20 protein-coding genes and 1 other RNA gene are annotated in these 20867 nt (G+C 67.6%); 15 read left to right on the forward strand and 6 right to left on the reverse strand.

Features of this window, described 5'->3' with window-relative positions; translation table 11 throughout:
- Window positions 1-7 precede the first annotated feature (7 nt).
- The 13 genes from rnpB to ACOQFL_RS12315 all read left to right on the forward strand — a co-directional run bounded on the left by rnpB (window position 8) and on the right by ACOQFL_RS12315 (window position 13997).
- An RNA gene (gene rnpB / locus ACOQFL_RS12255) (RNase P RNA component class A) lies at window positions 8-411 on the forward strand.
- Window positions 412-782: 371 nt separating this feature from the next.
- Window positions 783-1568, forward strand: a complete 786-nt coding sequence (locus ACOQFL_RS12260) for a class I SAM-dependent methyltransferase (protein WP_435544250.1) — start codon at window positions 783-785, stop codon at window positions 1566-1568.
- 486 nt (window positions 1569-2054) lie between these two features.
- Window positions 2055-2327 carry a hypothetical protein gene (locus ACOQFL_RS12265; protein ID WP_092630970.1) on the forward strand — a complete coding sequence of 91 codons (273 nt, stop codon included), beginning with the start codon at window positions 2055-2057 and terminating at the stop codon, window positions 2325-2327.
- Between the two features lie 38 nt (window positions 2328-2365).
- Window positions 2366-2956, forward strand: a complete 591-nt coding sequence (locus tag ACOQFL_RS12270) for a hypothetical protein (RefSeq protein ID WP_435544251.1) — start codon at window positions 2366-2368, stop codon at window positions 2954-2956.
- Complete coding sequence (locus tag ACOQFL_RS12275; RefSeq protein WP_435544252.1) at window positions 2931-5861, forward strand: ATP-binding protein; 2931 nt, start codon at window positions 2931-2933, stop codon at window positions 5859-5861. The genes ACOQFL_RS12270 and ACOQFL_RS12275 overlap by 26 nt, the downstream gene beginning before the upstream one ends.
- 2 nt (window positions 5862-5863) lie before the next feature.
- The gene (locus ACOQFL_RS12280) at window positions 5864-7861 is read left to right on the forward strand and encodes a hypothetical protein (RefSeq protein WP_435544253.1); all 1998 of its coding nucleotides are present in this window, start codon (window positions 5864-5866) and stop codon (window positions 7859-7861) included.
- Between the two features lie 27 nt (window positions 7862-7888).
- Window positions 7889-8515 (forward strand): hypothetical protein, encoded by a 627-nt coding sequence (locus ACOQFL_RS12285; RefSeq protein WP_435544254.1) that lies wholly within the window; start codon window positions 7889-7891, stop codon window positions 8513-8515.
- 1 nt (window position 8516) lies between these two features.
- Window positions 8517-9503 (forward strand): C40 family peptidase, encoded by a 987-nt coding sequence (locus ACOQFL_RS12290; protein ID WP_435544255.1) that lies wholly within the window; start codon window positions 8517-8519, stop codon window positions 9501-9503.
- 131 nt (window positions 9504-9634) lie between these two features.
- Window positions 9635-10066, forward strand: a complete 432-nt coding sequence (locus tag ACOQFL_RS12295; RefSeq protein ID WP_435544256.1) for a hypothetical protein — start codon at window positions 9635-9637, stop codon at window positions 10064-10066.
- 78 nt (window positions 10067-10144) lie between these two features.
- Complete coding sequence (locus tag ACOQFL_RS12300; RefSeq protein ID WP_435544257.1) at window positions 10145-10348, forward strand: hypothetical protein; 204 nt, start codon at window positions 10145-10147, stop codon at window positions 10346-10348.
- A gap of 6 nt (window positions 10349-10354) precedes the next feature.
- Window positions 10355-11911 carry an RNB domain-containing ribonuclease gene (locus ACOQFL_RS12305; RefSeq protein ID WP_435544258.1) on the forward strand — a complete coding sequence of 519 codons (1557 nt, stop codon included), beginning with the start codon at window positions 10355-10357 and terminating at the stop codon, window positions 11909-11911.
- 230 nt (window positions 11912-12141) lie between these two features.
- A complete protein-coding gene (gene npdG / locus ACOQFL_RS12310) occupies window positions 12142-12807 on the forward strand; it encodes an NADPH-dependent F420 reductase (protein ID WP_435544295.1) in 666 nt (221 codons plus the stop codon).
- 209 nt (window positions 12808-13016) lie between these two features.
- On the forward strand, window positions 13017-13997 hold the full coding sequence (locus ACOQFL_RS12315; protein ID WP_435544259.1) for a glutathione S-transferase family protein: 981 nt from the start codon (window positions 13017-13019) through the stop codon (window positions 13995-13997).
- Window positions 13998-14116: 119 nt separating this feature from the next.
- Here ACOQFL_RS12315 and panB read toward each other — a convergent pair whose 3' ends face one another.
- Entirely contained in the window at window positions 14117-15010 is an 894-nt protein-coding gene (gene panB, locus ACOQFL_RS12320) for a 3-methyl-2-oxobutanoate hydroxymethyltransferase (protein ID WP_435544260.1), read from the reverse strand.
- 204 nt (window positions 15011-15214) lie between these two features.
- Here panB and ACOQFL_RS12325 point away from each other — a divergent pair, with 204 nt between their 5' ends.
- A complete protein-coding gene (locus ACOQFL_RS12325; protein ID WP_435544261.1) occupies window positions 15215-16048 on the forward strand; it encodes an arylamine N-acetyltransferase family protein in 834 nt (277 codons plus the stop codon).
- A gap of 90 nt (window positions 16049-16138) precedes the next feature.
- Here the strand turns inward: ACOQFL_RS12325 and ACOQFL_RS12330 are convergent, their stop codons facing one another.
- From ACOQFL_RS12330 to ACOQFL_RS12345, 4 genes are all read right to left on the reverse strand, one after another.
- Window positions 16139-16762: a hypothetical protein gene (locus tag ACOQFL_RS12330; RefSeq protein ID WP_435544262.1), complete on the reverse strand. Its 624-nt coding sequence runs from the start codon at window positions 16760-16762 to the stop codon at window positions 16139-16141.
- A gap of 104 nt (window positions 16763-16866) precedes the next feature.
- A complete protein-coding gene (locus ACOQFL_RS12335) occupies window positions 16867-17055 on the reverse strand; it encodes a DUF397 domain-containing protein (protein WP_435544263.1) in 189 nt (62 codons plus the stop codon).
- A 62-nt stretch (window positions 17056-17117) separates the two neighbouring features.
- A complete protein-coding gene (locus tag ACOQFL_RS12340; RefSeq protein ID WP_435544264.1) occupies window positions 17118-17315 on the reverse strand; it encodes a DUF397 domain-containing protein in 198 nt (65 codons plus the stop codon).
- Window positions 17305-18180 carry a helix-turn-helix domain-containing protein gene (locus ACOQFL_RS12345; protein WP_435544265.1) on the reverse strand — a complete coding sequence of 292 codons (876 nt, stop codon included), beginning with the start codon at window positions 18178-18180 and terminating at the stop codon, window positions 17305-17307. Before ACOQFL_RS12345 ends, ACOQFL_RS12340 begins: the two co-directional genes overlap by 11 nt.
- Before the next feature lie 133 nt (window positions 18181-18313).
- On the opposite strand from ACOQFL_RS12345, the gene ACOQFL_RS12350 reads away from it, so the two are divergent.
- On the forward strand, window positions 18314-18739 hold the full coding sequence (locus ACOQFL_RS12350) for a hypothetical protein (protein ID WP_435544266.1): 426 nt from the start codon (window positions 18314-18316) through the stop codon (window positions 18737-18739).
- A gap of 302 nt (window positions 18740-19041) precedes the next feature.
- Here ACOQFL_RS12350 and ACOQFL_RS12355 read toward each other — a convergent pair whose 3' ends face one another.
- The gene (locus tag ACOQFL_RS12355; protein ID WP_435544267.1) at window positions 19042-20814 is read right to left on the reverse strand and encodes an NAD+ synthase; all 1773 of its coding nucleotides are present in this window, start codon (window positions 20812-20814) and stop codon (window positions 19042-19044) included.
- Between the last annotated feature and the right edge of the window lie 53 nt (window positions 20815-20867).

Below are 20867 nucleotides of genomic sequence, written 5' to 3' on the forward strand. Positions count from 1 at the left end.
GTGCGGACGAGTCGACCGGGCGGCCGCGACGGGGTTCGGCCCCGTCGAGGAAAGTCCGGACTCCACAGGGCAGGGTGGTTGCTAACGGCAACCAGGGGTGACCCTCGGGAAAGTGCCACAGAAAGCAAACCGCTCGACCGTACTGCTCGGTCGGGTAAGGGTGAAAGGGTGGTGTAAGAGACCACCAGCGCCCCCGGTGACGGGGACGGCTCGGTAAACCCCACCCGGAGCAAGGTCAAGAGGGCACCGTTGTCGGTGTCTGCGCAAGTGTTCGAGGGCGGCCCGCCCGAGACTTGCGGGTAGACCGCTGGAGCCCGTCGGTAACGGCGGGCCTAGATGGATGGCCGCCACGCGGCGAACGCCTCGGGCGTTCGCCGCGTACAGGATCCGGCTTACAGGTCGACTCGTCCGCTCTCTCGGGCGGCGTTTCCGCCGTCCGCTGTCAGTGCTTCTTCCGATCCGGACATGTCCGTCGTGCTCGGTAGTCCGGCCGTGCTTCTCGGCGCCCCGGCGAGGACCCCCGACGCCCATCCCGAGCAGCGATCCGATCACCCGTTGGTTCGATCGTGCCGCGTTTTCGGGAGAAAAGATCCGAGATGGCGTGGTAACCAATCGATGTCGGGCCCACCAGGAGCGAGAGCAGGCGGGACGTTTCGCCGAGTGGTCCTTCGCGAAAGGTGAGTCGACGACGTACCGCTGCCTCTTGCCGACGTCTCCCGTGCTGGAAGGCGACCGAACCGGGCAGCGGGATCCGACCCCGCCCGTGAAATTGGGAGATCGGCTTGGCAGGGTATGTCTTCGCCTCGGACGACCGACTCACCGCGACCCATCTCGGTGCCCTGGACAGGGCCTTCGACCACATCAGCGCCCGAAGGCTGCTCGACTGCGGCGTACGTGCGGGTTGGCGGTGTCTCGACGTGGGGGCGGGGAGCGGTTCGCTGGCGGTGTGGCTGGCGGGAAGGGTCGGTCGGGGCGGTGAGGTCATCGCCACCGACCTGGATCTTCGTGGCTTGCGGTACGCGGCCGCGAGGAACCTGCGAGTCGTCGAGCACGATCTCACCGTGGATCGACTCGCCGAGGGCGGTTACGACCTGGTCCACGGCAGACTGCTGCTGATTCTGCTCGAAGGGCGATGCGACCTGCTGCGGCAGCTGGTGGGGGCACTCAAGCCCGGCGGGGTTCTGCTGCTCGAGGACTTCGACGTCGAGGGCGCGGGAACCGTTTGTGCTCCCAGCGAGGCGGACGCGGAGGTTTTCGACCGCGTGTTGTGGTCCTATCTGGACGCCATGTCCGCCATGGGGGCCGACATACACTGGGGACGACACCTCTACGGCGAGCTGTGTCGGACGGAACTGAGCCGGGTCTATTCCACGGCAACAGCCGAGGTGTGGCGGGGTGGCTCGCCCGGGTGTGAGCTGATCCGGACCAATTTCACCCAGTTGCGGGAACGCGTCCTCGCCGACGGTCGGGTTGACCTCGCCGATTGGCGGCATGCCATGCGACTGCTCGAGGACCGGCGTTTCGCGATGCGCGGTTTTCTGCTCGTCGCCAATTCGGGGATTCGGTAACTCGTGCCCCTTCTCCGCCGCTGCCACCCGAACGGGGAGTACGTGCGACGATGATCGACACTGGCTTCACGGAAGTGTGATGTGAGATCCGGCATCATCGGTGTGGGCGCCGACTGACCACCGGGGCCGTTGTCGGAGTCCGCCGGCTAAGAAAGGATGGTCCACGGTTGGCCACTGTCGAACCTTCCACTCGGGACAGCAAACGGCTCGGTGTGGACGAACGGGTGAATCCCCGCCGGACCGTGCGACACGAAGTTGCGCCGTACGAGTGGTTTTCAGGCTCGGCGGGCATGCTGTAAGAGTGACACGTTCGACGCCACACCCGGTGGGCGCTACCACTACTTCCGGGACACGTGCCATGTTCTACTCGATACCGCGTGCCGGGCATCCCCCGGTTTGTCGAAAAAAGCCGACAACCGCTCGTACACAGAGGTAACAATGACCGCCGTGCCACTACCAGCCCCCGACCCGATCGCAACGTTCGTCATGACGCGGTCGCCGGTGACGGTGCTCGCGCAGACAGATCTGAACACCGACGGCATCCGGGAATGGATTCTGAACAATCTGCTCCCGCTGTTGCTGTTGACCGTGGCACTGCTGCTGCTGTGGCTGGGCGGCGGCAAGGGCGACAACGCGGGTGTGATGCGCCGTGTCGGAGGCGTCTTCGTCGCACTGGCGATCATCGGACTCGCGGTCAGCGGTACCGGTGTGGACATCGGAACCTTCATAGCCGGCCTGTTCAGCACCAGCGGTGGGTAACGACCGAGAGTTCGGCCCGATGGGCAGGTGGCAAGGATATGCAGGTACGTACCGACGACGAGATCTATCGGGTGGACGCCGTCTGGCTGGGCCCGCCGAAGGCGACCTTCCCGTGGCGCGCCCGCTACGTCGCCTGGGGCGTGGGAATCCTGGTCTTTCTGCTGGTGCTCGCAGCGGAGCGTCGGATGAACATCGGCTTCGGTTTCTTCTCCACAGCGTGGGCCGTGGTCATCACGATCGCGCTGACCCGACTGATCTGTTCCCGAATCAGCCACGAACGACCGCTGAGCGCCGTGATGGTGATGTGGTTGCGTGAACTGACGGCGCCGCGCCGGTCCATGCGGGGAAGGGGAGGAGCCGCGAGCGCCGCCGCCGTGCGGGTCAGTTCGCGACGTCCCCGCCCCGCCCGCTCCAAACAGTCCCGACGTGGGAGGCGAGCCGCCCGCCGGAAGCGACCCGCCGCCGGGTCCACACCCGCCGGACCCGCTCGGCAGGGTGAAGCTCCCCGCCCCGCTCGCGAGGTCCGGACCCCGCGTGATCGCTCCGGTTCCGTCGGACGAGCCAGTCCCCCCAACAGTCGTGTGCGTAGCAAGGAGGTTCGCGGTGTTCGGTCGCGGGCGAGGTCGTGAGAACGATTCCAAGCGGGCCTCGGGGCAGCAGTACCGTGCCGCGCCGCAAAAGGCGTCGAATACCGGGCGGCGGAGCAAGCGCAAGGAGCGCAAGCCTTCCGGGGAACAGTCCCTACCCAGCTACACGCCGTCGATAGCGGCCCGCTCCATCGACGGTCATCTGCTGCGGACCGGCCAGGACGTGTTCGCCTGGTACCGACTCTCCCCCCAGCGCTGGTCGTTCAGATCCGATTCGCAGCGCCAGGACCTCATCGCCGCCATCGCCGGGCAGTACGCCGAGTTGCAGGGACGTTGGCTGCACCTGCGCGTGACGAACCGGCCCTATCCGATCCGGATGTGGGCCGAGGCGCACGTACGTAACGCGCACAACCCGATCCCCGATGTGTCGGGTGCGTTGAGTTTCGACGACTACATGGTCGGCGAACAGCAGCAGCTCATGGGCCGCTCGATGGCCGAGAAGGAGGTCTACCTGGGGGTGCAGGTCCAGACCCGCAACGTGGTCGACCGCGCGGTCGAGCGGGCCGCGCCGCTGCTGCGTCGAGTGTTCCCGGAGGCCGTCGACGCCGAACTGGTTGCCCTGGACAGCGAGATCGAGCACCTGGACCAGGTGATCGGCTCGGCGGGTCTGGACGGCAGGCCGGTCACCGCCGAGGAAGTCTCCTGGTTGATGCACCGCTCCTGTTCGCTCGGGCTGCCCGCCCCGCGAAACCTGCCCGCGACCCCCAGCAGCGACTGGCAACCCGAGGACCTGGCCTCCTTCACCGACGCCGCCGACATGCACCAGGAGCCCTACGCCCCCACGGTCACCGTCCGGGGACGTACCGGCTCCAACGCCGGAGTGAGCAGACAGGTGGCAGTGCTGACCCTCGGTCAGACGCACGGACTGCAGATCCCCGAAGTGGACGATCCCTGGCTGCAGCACTCCGACCGGCTGCCCGCTCCGGTCGAGTGGTCCGCCCGCATCTACGTCCGTCGGCCGGAGGACGTCGGTGGGGAGCTGCAGCGCCAGATGAACAAGGTGCGCTCCCAGGTACGCCACTACACCGAGGAACACGGCCTGGAGCCGCCCACCTCGCTCTCCCGACAGGCGGGCAGGGTGTTGGAGATCGACGACGAGATGACCTCGGGCTTCACCGCGTTGGCCACCAGGGTGCGTTCCTGGTGGCGCATGTCGGTGTCCGGGCCGACCGAACGTGACGCGCTGCGGCTGGCCCAGCAGTTGCTCGATCTCTACAAACCCAAGGTGGCGATCGAGCATCCCGAGGCCCAGTACGCCATGGCGCGGGAGTTCATCCCGGGTGAGCCGCTCGCCTCGGGGGCCTACATGCGTCGCGGCTCCGTCGTGTGGGCCGCGTCCTCGGTGCCGCAGGCCACCGCCGAGGTGGGGGACCGCAGAGGGGTGCTGCTGGGCGAGACCTGCACCGCCACGCGGCGCCCGGTGGCCTGGGACCCGTGGATGGCGCAGGAGGTGCGCGACGCCTCCGGGCTGACCGCCATGGTCGCGGGCCTCGGCGGCGGGAAGTCCTTCCTCGGTGGCGGACTGGTGTACAAGACGCTGCGTTCCGGGGCCTACTGGACGTTGCTGGACCCGTCCGGTCCGTTGGCCGAACTGTGCGAGCTGCCCGAACTGCGGCCCTACGCGCGTCCGATCAACCTGCTCAACGCGCAACCGGGGATCCTCAATCCGTACCGGGTCGTCGCCGAGCCGGAGCTGGAACACTTCGTGGACGAGGAGGACCCGGAGCGCAGCTGGCGGCGGGAACGCGCGCTGGCCGCGGCCACCAGACGCCGACTGGTGCTCGACGTGCTCACCGGCCTGTTGCCCTACGACGTAGCCCGGATGCCGCAGACCCGCATCGTGCTGCTGCGCGCGGTCCGGGCCGTCGGCGGCAGGCCCGACGCGCACCCAGGCATGGTGTTCGAGGCGTTGCGCAGAGATGCCAGTGAGCACCACGAGCACGCCGTGGTGGTCGCGGACTTCCTCGACGAGGTCCGCGAGCGCATGTCGTTGTTGATCCCGGAAGCCGACGCCGATCCCTACTCGCAGCGCAGGGAGGACCGGCTGACCGTGCTCACCATGGCCGGGCTGACCCTCCCGAAGGACGGGGTCGGCCGCGAGCACTGGACCGACAGCGAGGCCCTTGGTGTCCAGCTGCTCAACCTGGCGGCGTGGCTGACCCAGCGCACCGTCTACGAGCGACCGAAGGAGGAACGCAAGGGGGTCTGGATCGACGAGGCGTTCTTCCTGTCCGAGGTTCCCACCGGTCGGGTGCTGATGAACCGCTTCGCCCGTGACTCCCGGAAGTGGAACGTGCGTGTGCTGCTTTCCAGCCAGATTCCCGACGACTTCCTGCGCATCCAGGGATTCGTGTCGCTGCTGGACTCGGTGTTCATCGGCAGGCTCGACGACGAGCAGGCCCAGTCCGACGCGCTGCGGCTGTTGAAGGTGCCGGTCGACGCGGGGTACGAGCAGGTCGTTTCCGCGCTGGGGCGCCGCCCCGGGCCGTCGCGCACCAGCACCGAACGGGACCGTTCGCCGCGGCAGTTCATCTTCGGTGACGGTGACGGCGGCGTGGAACGCATCAGGATCGACTTCAGCGGTCCGCACCTGCAGCACCTGCGCGATTCGCTGGACACCACGCCGGTGGCCGAGGAGTCCGAGGAGAACACCTCGGGCGGGAACGATGCGCTGACGCCGAACTCCGACTCGATCGCCGAGATCGGCGGTCCCGACTCCGAGGACGAACCGGTCTCCGAGGAGAACGAGGAACTGCTGGAGGATTTCGCCGAGTGGGAGCTCACCGCCGCGGGGGTGGGCCGCGACGACCACCAGACCGATCCCGACGAGGATCCCGGGAGCAGTAACGGTTACCGGGGCGGGGACCGAGCACGAGGTGTTACCTGATCGTGTGGTTGCTGTTGATCCTGGCCGCGGCGACCACGACGGTGGTCGCCGGAGTTCGACGTGCGGCACGCGGTTCCGCTCGTTCTCCGGCACCCCGCCGTGGCCGTCGCGGCGCGTTGACGATCGTGATCGCGCTACTGGGACTGCAGGCCCTGGCCGGTGCTCCCGCCTACGCGCAGCCGTTGGACTGCACCGAACCCCCGACGCCGGGACGTCCCGGCACCGGCATGGTTGGTGCGCTGGATCCGGCGCCGATCGGTGTGGGGCAGAGCGGCAGTGCCTACGACAAGTACGGCTATGCCGGGCAGGTCTGGCACACCTACGATCTCGGTTGCGGGCCGCAGGGGGTCAGCAACCCCAACGCGATGGTCGACACCTGGATCGGCAACCAGCTGTTCAACGTCGCCAAGAACCTGGTGGGCGTGACCAACGCGCTGCACTACTCGCTGCTGTCCGGCGACCTCATGGAACCGCTGGACGACATGATCGCCGAGGCCACCGTGGCGCTGTACGACAGCGTGTTCACCCCCTGGTTCGGGGTGGTCGCGGTGATACTCGCCGTGCTGCTGTTCCGCTACATCTGGCGTGGTGATCTCGCCAGCATCGGAAAGCGGACCACCTGGGCACTCGCGGGTCTGTGGCTGGCCAGCGCCACCTATCTGACCCCGCTGGTCTACACCCAGGCCCTGGACGACGTAGTGATCACCGGCACCTCCGCGGTGCAGGGCGGCTTCCTGCGCGAGGTCGGTGTCGACGAGCGGGACGGCCTACCCACCCTGCTGCACAACCAGGTGGTTTATCGAGGATGGTTACGCGGCGAGTTCGGTGACCCCGACTCGGCCAAGGCCGAGGAACTGGGCATGGAGCTGCTGGACGCGCAGGCCTGGACGAAACGGGAGGTGCTTTCCGGCGCCGCCGACGGTTCCGGGCAGGAGAAACAGCAGCAGTTCGAAGACGTCGCCTCCCGGATGGGAGGGGCCTACGGCTACCTCCAGGGCGTGGACGGCAGCAGGATCGGTGCGGGCATGCTGAGCATGCTCCAGGCGCTCGCCTACACCACGTTCCAGCTACTGGCCAAGGCCGCGATCCTGCTGGCCCAGTTGCTGCTGCGCGTGCTGATCCTGACGGGACCGCTCATCGGTCTCATCGCGATACTGCACCACGACGTGTTGCGCGGTGTCGGTCGTATCGCGGGTTCCGCACTGCTCAACGTGGTGGTCATCTCGGCGATGGCGGGTGTGCACACGGTGGTGCTGAACCTGATCTTCGCCCCGCAAAGCGGATTCGCCCTGCTGACCCAGATAGCGCTGGCCGGACTGCTGACCCTCATCTTCCTGATGATCGGTAGACCGATCCGCCGGATGGGGCAGATGGTTCAGCTCTCGGCAGGCGTCGCGGGCGGGGCGTTGCCCAGCCCCCCTTCGTTGTTCTCCCGTTCGCGCGGGGGGCGTTCCGACGGGCAGCAGAGTGGTGCCCAGGACGACTTCTGGGAGCGGGTGCGTGCGTCCGAGGACGGGGAGTACTCCTCCTCGTCGAACGACAGTCGTGCCGGACGTGGCCGTCCCGAGTCCGTGGAGCCGCCGGTGGCGGTCACCTCCGAACGCATGGATCGACCCACGGCACGGCACGACGGTGGTCGGGAAGGGACGGTGCCCGGGACGGCGATCCCCGCCGCACGCGCGGGTGGCACCTCCGCGGCGGACCACCCCGGTGGAGGACAGCAGCGCCCGGGTGCGACGCAACGGGCCACCGGAGCGCTGCCCGCTGCCGGGGCAGGTGGCGAGAGCAGCCGTGTGGTGGACACCTCTCCGATCAGCGACGGGTCGTGGAACGAACGCGACCCGGATCCGGTGGTGGTTCCCTCCCGGGTCGGTGGCAACGGTCCGGTGCGGAACACGGCGACGGACACCGATCGACGGCCCGACAACGAGTTCGTCCGGGGGCGACCGGTCAATGTGGTCTATCGCCCCTCGCGTGGGTTGGAGGTCTCCGATGAGTGACGCATCTCTTCGAGAGGGTCGATCCTGATGCCGATCAGAACACACCGCGGCCGTGCGGCCGTCTACCGCAGGTTATGGGGCTGGCCGCTGCGCTCCCCCAAACACCTGATCATGGCGTTGGTGCTGTTGGTCGCACTGGTCAGCGCAATCGGACTGCTGCTCCCCGAGATCTCCTCGCGGGGCGGCGCCGCGCCACGCACCGACCGCGATTCCGTCGACTACACCGTCGAGACCGGCTCGGAGGGCAGCGCCCCCGGGGGGTCCGGCGAGAGCACCGGCCGTGACGAGCTCGGCGGAGCTCCGCCGACGATCTCCGTGCCCACCGTCACGGCGAAGTCCGCCGCCCCCGATCCGGCGGGAATCGACGTGGTGCGTTCCTGGGTGAAGAACTGGGCACGCCATTCCACCGGCGAACAGCGGCAGCAGTGGCTCGAGCGGTTGCGGCCCTACACCACCCCCGAGTTCATCGGTGTGCTGGAGACCGTCGAACCCGCCAACGTGCCCGCCACCGAACTGACGGGCGAATTACGAACCCAACAGTCGACGAAGAACTCCATGCGGGTACTGGCGCCCACCGACGGGCCCACGTTGCGGGTGCACGTGGTCCGCGCGGAGCAGGGCTGGCGCGTTGCCGGTTACGACAGGGTGGACTGATATGCGCAAGATCGCTGTTGTCCTGGTGCTGCTCACCGGCTTCGGTGGGCTGATCGGTGTCGGTGCCGTCACCGGCCTGCTGGCGGGCATGGGAGGAGGCGGCGGCAACTCCACCTGGTCGGGTTGCAGCACCGCGTTGGCGACCTCGGGGAACTCCGCCCAGCGCGGACAGCGCATGGCCGCCCGGCTCGAACGCGAACAGCGCAGGATAGCCGCTCGGATCATCCAAATCGGCAAGCAACGCGAGCTGCCGCCGCGTGCCTGGCAGATCGCGATCCAGGCGGGCAAGACGGAGTCGAACCTGCGCAATCTCGACTACGGGCACGCCGACTCGCTGGGCGTGTTCCAGATGCGGCCCTCGATGAACTGGGGGACCCCGCGGCAGGTGACTGACCTCGGATACGCGATCAACAAGTTCTACGACGTACTGCTCGACGTCGAGGGCTGGAAGCGGATGCGTCCCGGTGCCGCGGCACAGGCGGTGGAGCGTTCGGCGTTTCCCGACCGCTACCACGAGGCCGAGGCCATGGCGGCCCACCTGGTCAGCAACCAGGGTGACGTCGCCGCGCTGAGCGGCTGCGACGAGATGCCCAACACCGGTTCCCTGGTCAGCGAGGCGATCGACTACGCCAAGCAGCAGCTCGGTTCTCCCTACAAGTGGGCGGCCGAGGGGCCGCACGAGTTCGACTGCTCCGGTCTGACGCAACAGGCCTGGGCCGCCGCCGGGGTGCAGATCCCGCGGGTCTCGCAGGACCAGTACGACAGCGGCGGCGCCAAGGTGGAGCTGTCCCAGGCCCGGGCCGGGGACCTGGTGTTCTGGGGAACCGGTCGGCTCCCGAGCGAAGTGCATCACGTGGCGCTCTACCTCGGTGACAGCAAGGTGCTGCACGCCCCGCAGCCCGGCGAGGAGGTCCAGATCGCCGAGCTCTGGGACGGCGGCGAGCTGCTACCGACGGCGGTGCGCCCCACGCTTTCCCGGTCGCGGTGACCTCTCGTGAGCGGTCCCCGAACGACAGCACCGGCAGGCGAGAAGGGCATTCGGGCGCGATCGCGTCGAGAATGTCCAGGTCGGTCGAACGGCGGCCCGAACGGTTCGCCGCACGCTCCAGGAGGAACAACATGTTCACCCCCGACCCGATTCCACGCCCCAACGGTCCGCCCGCTTCCAGCGCTCCCCTGGGGGACTACCTCTCCGAGCAGCACCACGGCGTCGATCAGGCCTATGCCGTGCTGCCGCGTTCGTTGGCCGAGTCCATGCCGCTGCCCTGGCAGCGGCACATGCGGGATTTGCTGGCCGAGTTCCACCAGGCGTTCGGACATCTGAAATGGCCGGTCTACCGCGTCGTGCCCACCAGGTACGAGCGACTGGTCGACCTGGACGAGGATCAACTGGCCGAGATCGGCTACACCATGGAGGTCGACGACACCGGCGAACTGGAGTACCGCTCCGGGGACGGCGTGCCGGTCGAGAATCCGGAACAGCAGCGCGTCCTCGTGCCCTGCCTGGATCCCATACCGCGTCGCCACGGCGGTTCCCGGGGAACCACCTGATCCGCCGGGCGGGTGCCCCTCGGCCGCGTTCGGTCTCGTGAACGTGACATTCCTGTTCCGGCATGCCAGGCTCGTGTCATGGACCCGAACAGCTGGTACTTCTGCTTGAAGCACCGACGAGTCGAAGCGCCGGGTGAAGTGTGCCGTTCGCTCAACCGTCTCGGTCCATACCCCGATCGCGCTTCGGCCGAACACGCCCTGGAACTGGCCAGGCAGCGTACCGAAGCAGCCGACGAGGCCGATCTGCGTTGGGAGCAGCAACCAGGGGCCGAGGGGAGCTGAGTACCGATGGCAGCGGCGCGAACCTCCCAGCGGATCGATTCCGCCGTTGCTGCCGAATCGGAGAACCCGACCGACGGGGGAGCGGCCCCCGACGGGGGCGTTTCCCGTCCCGGGACTGCCTTCGCCGGTATCCGCCGTGAGTTCGGTCTGCCGGGCGAGTTCCCCACCGAAGCCCTGATGGAGGCGGAGCAGGCCGTGGCCGAGCCGCTCTCCTCCGCCGAACGCACCGACGCGACCGGTCTGCCGCTGGTGACCGTCGATCCCGAGGGATCCAAGGATCTCGACCAGGCGGTGCTGCTGCGGCGGCGGGGACGCCACGGTTTCCGAGTGCACTACGCGATCGCCGACACGGCCACGTTCGTCGCTCCCGGTGGTGCGTTGGACCGGGAGACGTTTCGCCGGGGCCAGACCCTCTACCTGCCGGACGGCAACATTCCGCTGCACCCGCCGCTGCTTTCCGAAGGGGCGGCCAGCCTGCTGCCCGAGCAGGTCAGACCGGCCGTGCTCTGGACCGTCGATCTCGACAGTCACGGTGTCCCGGTAAGAGTCGATGTTCGCCGCTCCGTGGTCCGCTCCGTGGCGGCGCTGGACTACCGGGGGTTGCTGCGCTCCTTCGAAGCGGGCGATCCGCACCCGTCCGTGGAACTGTTACCGGAGGTCGGCCTGCTGCGCAGGGAGCAGACCACGCACCGAGGGGCGATCGAGCTCGGACTGCCGGAACAGCGGGTGGAGTTCTCGGACAGCTCCGGCTGGCGGCTGGGCCTGCGCCCCCGAATGTGGCTCGAGGCGTTCAACGCCGAGGTATCCCTGCTCACCGGCATGTGCGCTGCCGAGATCATGCTCGCCGCCGGGGTGGGGGTGTTGCGCACGGTGCCCGACCCCGACGAGGAGGCCGTGCTGGGGTTGCGTCGTTCCGCGGAACGTCTCGGGATGTACTGGCCCCCGGAGCAGTCGGCCGCGGAGTTCCTGGCCGGTCTGGAACCGTCGCGTCCGGAGTCGTTGGCCCTGCACGTGGCTGGGACCCGGTTGTTGCGCGGCGCGGGATACACCGCCTTTCGGGACGGCAAACCGGCCGTGATCGGCCACGCCGGGATCGGTGCGGCCTACGCGCACGTCACGGCTCCGCTGCGGCGGCTGGTGGACAGGTTGTGCACCGAAATCTGCCTCGCCGTGGTAGCTGGACGGCCCGTTCCGGAATGGGTTCGGGAGGGCATCATGGAGCTGCCCTCGGCGATGGGCAATTCCGACCGGTTGGCCTCGCGTGTGGAACGGGCGTGCATCGCGCAGGTGCAGGCGTGGGAACTCGCGGATCGGCTCGGTGAGGTATTCACGGCCACCGTGCTGCGCACCGACCAGGAGGCGGGCACAGGCGAGGTGTTCGTGCCCGAGCCACCGGTGATAGCGCGTTGCCGCGGTGCCGAACTGGTTCGCGGGCAGCGGGTTTCCGTACGGCTCGTCGACGTCGACTCGGCTCGTCGCGAGGTCCTTTTCGAACTCGCCGAGCGCCCGTGCGGCGGATCCCGGGTGGCATCGTCGCACCAACCACGGGCCGACCGACCCTAACCGAGTGGTACTGGACCGAGTGGCACCGGACCGGGTACGGACCGGCCACGCGGTATCCGGCGAGACAAGGTCCCGATCGGATTGGTTCGTCCATCGGGCGAACTTTCCGCTGCCGGACGAACTTCCCGGCGTGCTCGCGAACACGCCGGGCCGGTGTGACATCTCTGGTTACCGTCGGGTAATAAAGTGTGCGGGCACGTGATCGGAGTCGATAGGAGCTGTGAGTCATGGTGGTTGACGTTCGGGAACTGACCGTCGGTGTGCTGGGCGGGACCGGCGCGCAGGGCAAGGGGCTGGCCATCCGGTGGGCCCAGGCCGGGTTGAAGGTGTTGATCGGTTCCAGGTCGGCCGAGCGCGCCGCCGAGGCAGCCGAGGAGATCGCCGCCACCAGCGGCGGTTCGGTACTGGGGCGGAGCAATGCCGACTGCGCGAGAGAGGCCGACGTGGTGCTGGCGGCGCTGCCGTGGGAGGCGCACGCCGACACGCTGCGCGAGCTGCGTTCGGAACTGGCAGACAAGATCGTGATCGACTGCGTCAACCCGCTCGGTTTCGACAAGAAGGGGCCCTACGCACTGCCGGTCGAGGAGGGCAGCGCGGCCCAGCAGGCGGAGGCGCTGCTGCCGGACTCCAGGGTCACCGCCGCGTTCCACCACGTCTCGGCCGTGACGCTGGCCGACACCGAGGTCTCGCACGTGGATCTGGACGTGCTGGTCCTCGGGGACGACCGGGAAGCCACCGATCTCGTCAGGTCGCTGGCCGATGTCATCCCCGGGGTACGCGGCATCTACGGCGGCAGGCTGCGCAACGCGCACCAGGTGGAGGCGTTGACCGCCAACGTCATCGCGATCAATCGGCGCTACAAGGCACACGCTGGACTGCGCATCACCGACGTGTGATCCCGCCCGCCGCGGTTCCGCTCCGCATCGCAGCTTCCCGTCCGGCTGGCGCCGTCCGTGCTCCCGGACGACAATGCCTCGTGCGAGGGCGCGTCCGGCGGCTCGCCTTCGGCCCTGGTCCGGCACGTTCGGCCGGGGTCGTGTCGAGCCGCTGGGCGGTGTGCTCGGTTCGAGCGGTCGAAAGCCAGCGGCCGAGAGCGGGAGAGAGTATGAGCGCCGCCGAATTCCCCACCGAAACGGCCACCACCGGCGAGTGGGTGCGGCAGCGCAACCGATTCACCGAGCGGGTGACCGCCGACGGCTCGTCGGGTTGGGCCCCTCTGCCGGGGCGGTATCACCTGGTGGTGAGTCTGGCCTGCCCCTGGGCGCACCGCTCGTTGCTCGTGCGGCGGTTACTGGGGCTGGAGCACGCGATCACGCTCGGCATCGTCGATCCGCTCCGGGACGAGCGCGGTTGGCGATTCACGCTCGACCCCGAGGGACGTGATCCGGTCACCGGGATCCGGTTGCTGGCCGAGGCGTACCTGGCGAGCGATCCGGAGTTCAGCGGACGCTACACGGTCCCCGCCCTGATCGACGTCGAGACCGGCACGATCGTCAGCAACGACTACCACCAGCTCACCATCGACCTCGAGACCGAATGGCACGCGCTGCACCGCCCCGGTGCCCCAGACCTCTACCCGGTGGAGCTGCGCGCGGAGATCGACGAGATCGACGAGTTGGTCTACCGCGACGTCAACAACGGCGTCTACCGCTGTGGTTTCGCCGCGTCGCAGCGTGCCTACGAGCGGGCGTTCGACGCGCTGTTCCGGCGACTCGACCTGCTCTCCGAACGGCTCGAAGGGCAGCGCTACCTCGTGGGCGGAACGATCACTGAGGCCGACGTCAGGCTGTTCACGACCCTCGTGCGGTTCGACGCCGTCTATCACGGGCACTTCAAGTGCAATCGGCACAAGCTCACCGAGCTACCGGTGTTGTGGGACTACGCCCGCGACCTGTTCCAGACACCCGGTTTCGGCGAGACGGTGAACTTCGAGCACATCAAGAACCACTACTACCGCACCCACCCGACCATCAACCCCAACGGGATCGTGCCCGCCGGGCCGGCGCTGGACGAGTGGCACACCCCGCACGGCAGGGAGGCACTGGGCGGGAGCCCGTTCGGCACGGGCACCCCGCCCGGCGACTGAACCGATCCCCCGGGAAATTCCCGGGACGCTACCGGAGGAGTCGGCCCCACATGCGGCAAGGAGTCGACTCACGCAACGGCTGGTCAACCACCTCCTCGGTCGGGAGAACGGTGGTCGAATCAGTCGAAGCTGTGCTCGGAGGTGGGGAACTCCCCGTTGCGCACCTCGGAGGCGAACTCGCTCGCGGCCCGCGACAGCTCCTTCCCGACCTCGGCGTAGCGCTTGACGAAGCGCGGGGTCTGCCCGGTGTTGAGCCCGGCCATGTCGGTCCACACCAGCACCTGCGCGTCGCACTCGGGACCGGCACCGATCCCCACCGTGGGAATCTCCAGCTCGCCGGTGACCCGCTTCGCGGCGTCCGAGGAGACCATCTCCAGCACCACCGCGAACGCCCCGACTTCCTGCAACGCCCGTGCGTCTGCGAGCAGGTTCTCGGCCTGGTCGCCGCGCCCCTGCACGCGGTAACCGCCGAGACCGTGCTCGCTCTGTGGGGTGAACCCGAGGTGGCCCATCACCGGTATCCCGGCGGAGACCAGCGCCTCCACGTGCGAGGCGTAACGGCGCCCGCCCTCGAGCTTGACCGCGTGCGCCCCCGCCTTCATGAACATCACGGCGGTGTGCAGCGCCTGCTCCGGCGACGCCTGGTAGGAGCCGAAGGGCAGGTCGGCCACCACCAACGAGTGCTCGGCGGCGCCGGCCACGGCCCGAACCAGCGGCAGCAGCTCGTCCACCGTGATCGGCAGCGAGGATTCGTAGCCGTACACGTTGTTGGCCGCCGAGTCACCGACCAGCAGCACCGGAATGCCCGCCTGGTCGAAGATCCGCGCGGTGTAGGTGTCGTAGGAGGTCAGCATCGCCCAGGCCTCGCCACGACGTTTGTACTCGCGCAGGTGATGGATCCGGGTCCTGCGACGCGGCGCGGTGGCACCGTAGGGCGCCGTGGTCTCGGCACCGGCGGTACTGGCGGTAGCGGGGTGCGCCCCTTCGGGGCTCGGGGTCTTCTGTTCGGACATGTTCATCCTCTTCCTCGCGGCCCGCACTGCGGGTCCACGGGCTCGTAACGGATGTTTGTCCCCCAACAGTGGCACGGTTGTCGTTCCGGCTCGACAACTTCTGGCCCACGTCACACCGAACCTCCGGTATTCCGCTGCGGTCCGGTTTCTCGGGCAGCGAGACTCGTTGACTTCCAGCACGCTCGAAGTGTGACTTTCGATGACATGACAACCCTCGAAGCACGACACCTGGATACCGACGAGTGGAGCGTCGCCACTGTCTCGGTGGACGCATACCTGACCAGGATCGGACAGCCGGAACCCGCTGTTCCCTCGGTAGCTGCGCTGCACTCACTGCACGAGGCCCACGTGCGCACGATCCCCTTCGAGAACATCGACGTGCTGCTGGGCAGCCATCCCGGCCTCGGTCTGCGGGAGATCCAGCACAAGCTGGTGGGCCGCAACCGTGGTGGCTACTGCTACGAGCACGCCCTGCTGTTCGCCGCCGTGCTCGAACGCCTGGGATTCACCGTATCCCGGCACATGGCTCGGGTGCAGCCGCTGCATCCGGGGCCCTACAGCCACATGATGCTGCTCGTCTCGTTCGAGGAGGGCGCGTACCTGGCGGATGTCGGTTTCGGGGCCGGAGTTCCGCGCCCCATGCCGCTGCGCGACGGTGCCGAGGTCGACCAGTACGGCATCCGGCACCGGCTGAGCCGCGACGGTGCGTTCTGGTACCTGCAGAAGTGGACGTCCGAGGGATGGGAGTCGCTGCACGCCTTCGACACGACGCCGAGCCGTCCCGTGGACTACGAGGTGGCCCACCACTACACGGCGACCCACCCGAACTCACCGTTCGTCGGCAAGCCCGTGGTGATGCGGCCGGAGCGGGACAGCACGCGAAAGCTGCTCGGCGACGAGCTGCGGGTGGAACACGTTTCCGGGGAGATCGAGACCACTCCTGTGCCCGGCGACGAACTGGGGCGGCGACTGCGGGAACTCGACGTAGAACTCACCGAGCAGGAGCTGTCCGCCCTGCGGGCCGAGCTGGGGGTGTGAGTCGAGTTCGAGCGATCCGAAGTGGCCCCGAGCGCGCGGCGATTTCGCGAGAAATTGACGCGGACCTTGTCGAAAAGTACCGAACCGAACTCACCCGGATGCGGGCCGATTCTCCTCCTGAATCCCCTGGTGCAACCGTGGCTGGAAGCGCCGCAGTCCCTCGTCGACGATCGTGGCGGCGCTCTTGTTCGGTCCGAGCGTGAGTCGATAGTGCGGCTGGGTCTCCTCGTTCCGCAACAGGTGTTCCAACTCCGGGTGGCGTCGACGGAAGTCGTGCCCGGCGGGGTGGAGCTCTACCCATACCTGTGCCAAGGAACGGCCGAACCTCGAGGGCTTCCACTTCCGATGCACCACGATTTCGGCCAGTTCCTGCCAGCGGATGGTGAACGGGCGGCCGCGCGGATCGTGCCAGCGGAGGCCGGTGTGTTCCAGCACAAGTTGCTGCGTGCGGGAGATCACGGGCCACAGCAACGCTATGAGCACGGCAACACCGATCAGTACCGCGCCGAAGATCCCGGAGAACACGCGTGCCGCCATTGGACCGTCCACATTGTTCGTGATGCTCCCGAGCAGCACGAGCACCCCGAACGGTCCCAGAACCAGCGCGCCTACCAGCGCGTTCCTGCGCAGTCGCTTGCCGAGGTCGAACACGGCGGGAGTGATGCCCGCGGCGGGCGAATTCGGGCCGTCCGGTTGTTCTCGCTGGAATGCCACGATTCGGCACCGTAGCGCACCGAATGATGTTCGAGCAGGCGTTTTCGGATTTTCCCCGGAGTGACCGGCCGAGTCGGACCCGGCCGGATTACTCCTACCCTTGATCAGCCGCGCAGCGCCCGCAGGAAGGCGCTCCACCGGTTCATTCCGAAAGCGAGTGTTCCCGCCGCGCGGTTCTTGGTGTCGCGTACTTCGGTGCCGTGGCCGGTGAAGCGGACCTCGACGCAGCTGTTGTTGTTGCCACCGCTGTAGCTGCTGACGAACCAGTCGGAAGCGGTCGGTGTCGTGGACATGCCCGAACTCCTCGAACGGTCCTGATGGGGATCGTTTTGAAGCATGACCTGGCCGCTTGGGATCACGCCATATTGTCGGGCAGATTTCGCACGAAGGAGTTCCACTGCCCGCGCTCGAAGTCGAGGCTTCCAGCAGCTCGGTTCTTGGTGTCGCGTACTTCGGTGCCGTGGCCGGTGAAACGGACTTCGACGCAGGTGTTGTTGCGGGGACCGCTATAGCTGCTGACGAACCAGTCGGTAATGGGGTGCTTAGTGCTCATGATCAAGTTCCTTAGCGCGTTTCGCGATGAAAGCTCGTGAGTCTTCGGGACCGAGCGCCACTGCTCGTAGTCGGTCGAAAGCGTGTGTGCACTCGGCAATGTCTTGTTCATCGTCTATGTAAACACCCCCACCGATGAAGGTCGATTGGTGAGCGATATCCGGCACCGTGCCGTCGAAACGAAAGATTCCGATAGAGCCGCCGAGCAGGGGATGGTCCGGGATGGACAACGGAGCAACCTGCGTGATCACGTTCTGGTGTTCGTCGATGATCTTAAGCAGGTAAAGCAGCTGCTCTCGCAAGATGCTTCTGCTGCGTACCGGACGTCGCAGTGCGGCTTCGCCGATCACGAACCACATGACGGGTGGATGGCTCATGGTTAACAACTCCTGGCGCTCCAACCGAAACTGTACGTGGGTCTCGATCTCGTCGGGATCGGCTTCCGATACTGCTGAGCGCCCCGCATGCATCAGAGCGCGGATGTAATCCTCCGTTTGGAGTAGGCCGGGTATCAGATCCGGTTCCGAGTACTGGATCTCCCTGGCCTCCCGTTCGTGATCGCTCACTCGTCGAAAAGCCCCAGGGAGAGCATCAGAGAACATCCTGCGTGACTGACGTTGCCGCGCCAGCTGTCCGAGCTGGATGATTTCTTCTCGTTTGGCAGCCGGAGCCTCGTACAGTTCGAGAAGAGCGTTCAGCTCTACGATCTTCAGTGAGCGTTCACCACGTTCTGTCCTGCTGAGAAGGCTTGAATCGCACTCGATTACCTCTGCTGCCTCTTTCTGGCTCTTGTTTGCGGCTTCCCGAAGCCTGCGTAGTTCAGCTCCCAACTGCCGCCTCTGGATGGTGGGGCGTGAATGAGCCATCAGAGCCTCCGGCGATATCACCCATACGGGGTCGTGTGTATGTGTCAGATGACCGTTACTTTGTATTGGTAACCAACCACACACTGTCCGTCCAACACGGGCAGTCTATCCAGCCGGTGAGGAGAGGATTTCCGTGCGTTTCGGCTACACCCTCGAACACGGACCCGCGTCGCGACCCCTCGGCGCTCACGACCCGCTGATCACCAGCCTCGAAGTGGACACCACGAACCGCGCCCCCGAGTCACTGCGGGCGGAACTGCACGACTGGGCGGTCGCCGAGCTCACGCGCGGCGACTTCGAGTTCGGCCTCTACACCGCCGAGTTCGGGGCCTGGCGTGCCACCAACGGCACCGGCCACTACCTGCGGGTGCTCTACCTGGTCTGGAGCGGCGAGGAGGTGCTCACCTCGTACACCGAGGACAGCCCGGTCAACTTCGCCGGCGTTCGGCTGCTGACCGCGCAGGCCGACACCTTCGAATCGCTGCTCGCCACCGAACGACGGTCCGAATCCCGCGCCGAACGGCGAACGGCATCCGCCTCGCCCGCCCCGGTGGGATGATGCCGGGAAGTCCCCCGACGGGGTTACGGTCGGCGCCAATTTCGCGGGAAATTGACGCCCCAGTACGGCGGTGTGGCTCCGGCTGTGTCAATTTCTCGCGAAATCGTCGGGTCACCAGCGCCGACGAGTGCCGAACTCCAACCACCCTCGCAGCAGTACCGAGCGCGGGTCCTCCCGTGCGGCTCTCGCGAGGAAGGCCCGACGTTGTGTAGGTCGCTACCCGATGTCGGGCCTCGCCGCAGCGAGAGCCGTGCGAGAGGTTCCGCCAACCGAGCGCTAAGACAACCGGGGCGAAAGAACCGTCAAGGCCGCGCCTCGCGCCACCGGTTGGTCACGGGCAACCTGCGATCCCGCCCGAACGCCTTCAGCGTGATCTTGGTGCCCGGTGGGTACTGCCTGCGCTTGTGCTCCGCCCGGTCGACCATCCGCAGCACCCGTTCCACCAGCTCGGCGTCGAAGCCCTCCCGCAGCAGGTCGTCGTAGCTCTTGTCACCCTCGACGTAGCGGTCGAGCACCTCGTCGAGCAGTTCGTACGGCGGCAGTGAGTCCGTGTCCACCTGGCCCGGCCGCAGCTCGGCCGAAGGAGCCTTGGTGATCGAGCTCTCCGGGATCGGCGGCGTCTCGCCGCGCTTTTCCGCCTCCGCGTTGCGCCAGCGCGCCAGGCGCCACACCAGCGTCTTGGGCACGTCCTTGATCGGTGCGAACCCGCCGACCGCGTCGCCGTAGATCGTGGAGTAACCCACCGCCAACTCCGTCTTGTTGCCCGGAGCCAGCACCAGGTGCCCGTGCTGGTTCGACAGCGCCATCAGCGTGATGCCCCGGCAGCGCGCCTGCACGTTCTCCTCGGCCAGTCCGGACAGTCCCAGCTGGTCGACGAACACCCGGACCATGTCCTCGATCGCGTGCACCTCGAAGTGGCAGCCGATCCGCTCGGCCAGCTCGGCAGCGTCGGAACGGGAGTGCCCCGAGGAGTAGTGCGAAGGCAGCGAAACCCCGTACAGCCCGTCCGCACCCAGTGCGTCCGCGCTCAGCGCCGCGCACACCGACGAGTCGATGCCGCCGGAGAAGCCGAACGCCACCGACTTGAAACCGTTCTTGCGCAGGTAGTCCCGCAGTCCGGTGACCAGCGCCCACCACACCTCGGCCTCCTCGGCCAGCGGCTCGGCGAGTCCCTCGTTCTCGGAGGGCTCGTAGGTGGGCAGCGGATCAGGGCTCAGCGTGATCCGGTCGACGTGGAAGGCGGGCAGCGCGCGCGGACGGAAGTGCGGCGGTCCCTCCAGTTCGGCTGGTTCCGGGGTCACCTCGGTGGAGGTGTGGCCGCCCGCGCTGAGCTCCAGGTCGCGCACCAGCAGGTGCTCCGCGAACCGAGGGGCGCGACTCAGCAGCTCACCGTGGTTCGTGGCGATCATCGAGTCGCCGTCGAAGACCAGTTCGTCCTGCGCGCCCACCATGTTCACGTAGGCCATCGGCGCCCCGGCCTCGGCGGCGCGGCGCACCACCAGCTGGGTACGCTCGTGCTCCTTGGCCCGCTGGTAAGGGGAGCCGTTGACGCAGACCACCGCGTCCACCCCGACCTTGCCGAGTGCCGCGATCGGTCCGCCGTTCTGCCAGATGTCCTCGCAGATGACCACGCCGATGTCGAGGCCGTGGAACCGCACGATCGGCAGGTCGTAGCCGGGGGCGAAATAGCGTGCCTCGTCGAAGACGCCGTAGTTCGGCAGGTGGTGCTTGAAGTAGGTGTCGACCACCTCGCCGCCGTGCAGTAGCGAAGCCGCGTTGCGCACCCCCTCGTCGTCGCGGTCCAGATGCCCCACGATCACCAGCGCCTCGCCGCAGCCCGCGTCCCGCAGCCGCACCGCCAGCGACTCCAATTCGGCGCGGTTGGCCGCCGCGAACGACTTGCGCAGCGCCAGGTCCTCCACGGGGTAGCCGGACAGCACCATCTCCGGGAAGGCCACGACGTGCGCCCCGCGCGACACGGCTTCCTCGCTGCGTTCCAGGACCAGCGAACTGTTACCCGCGATATCTCCCACGCAGGGGTTTACCTGGGCCAGAGCTACGCGCAACTGCGGCATGCCCCCATCTTCGCTCAGTGACCACGCGCACGTTCGCCGGGGCGCCCCATCGT

Origin of the sequence: Actinopolyspora sabaoui (assembly GCF_051225635.1) — a bacterium.
Lineage (GTDB): Bacteria > Actinomycetota > Actinomycetes > Mycobacteriales > Pseudonocardiaceae > Actinopolyspora.

Bases quoted from the DNA above. Each gene is read 5' to 3' on its own strand.
- ACOQFL_RS12270 (WP_435544251.1), top strand. From the start codon at position 2,366: ATGCAGGTACGTACCGACGACGAGATCTATCGGGTGGACGCCGTCTGG.
- ACOQFL_RS12300 (WP_435544257.1), top strand. From the start codon at position 10,145: ATGGACCCGAACAGCTGGTACTTCTGCTTGAAGCACCGACGAGTCGAA.
- ACOQFL_RS12315 (WP_435544259.1), top strand. From the start codon at position 13,017: ATGAGCGCCGCCGAATTCCCCACCGAAACGGCCACCACCGGCGAGTGG.
- ACOQFL_RS12265 (WP_092630970.1), top strand. From the start codon at position 2,055: ATGACGCGGTCGCCGGTGACGGTGCTCGCGCAGACAGATCTGAACACC.
- ACOQFL_RS12295 (WP_435544256.1), top strand. From the start codon at position 9,635: ATGTTCACCCCCGACCCGATTCCACGCCCCAACGGTCCGCCCGCTTCC.
- ACOQFL_RS12325 (WP_435544261.1), top strand. From the start codon at position 15,215: ATGACAACCCTCGAAGCACGACACCTGGATACCGACGAGTGGAGCGTC.
- panB (WP_435544260.1), bottom strand. From the start codon at position 15,010: ATGTCCGAACAGAAGACCCCGAGCCCCGAAGGGGCGCACCCCGCTACC.
- ACOQFL_RS12355 (WP_435544267.1), bottom strand. From the start codon at position 20,814: ATGCCGCAGTTGCGCGTAGCTCTGGCCCAGGTAAACCCCTGCGTGGGA.
- ACOQFL_RS12305 (WP_435544258.1), top strand. From the start codon at position 10,355: ATGGCAGCGGCGCGAACCTCCCAGCGGATCGATTCCGCCGTTGCTGCC.
- ACOQFL_RS12285 (WP_435544254.1), top strand. From the start codon at position 7,889: ATGCCGATCAGAACACACCGCGGCCGTGCGGCCGTCTACCGCAGGTTA.
- ACOQFL_RS12345 (WP_435544265.1), bottom strand. From the start codon at position 18,180: ATGGCTCATTCACGCCCCACCATCCAGAGGCGGCAGTTGGGAGCTGAA.
- ACOQFL_RS12335 (WP_435544263.1), bottom strand. From the start codon at position 17,055: ATGTCCACGACACCGACCGCTTCCGACTGGTTCGTCAGCAGCTACAGC.
- ACOQFL_RS12340 (WP_435544264.1), bottom strand. From the start codon at position 17,315: ATGAGCACTAAGCACCCCATTACCGACTGGTTCGTCAGCAGCTATAGC.
- ACOQFL_RS12290 (WP_435544255.1), top strand. From the start codon at position 8,517: ATGCGCAAGATCGCTGTTGTCCTGGTGCTGCTCACCGGCTTCGGTGGG.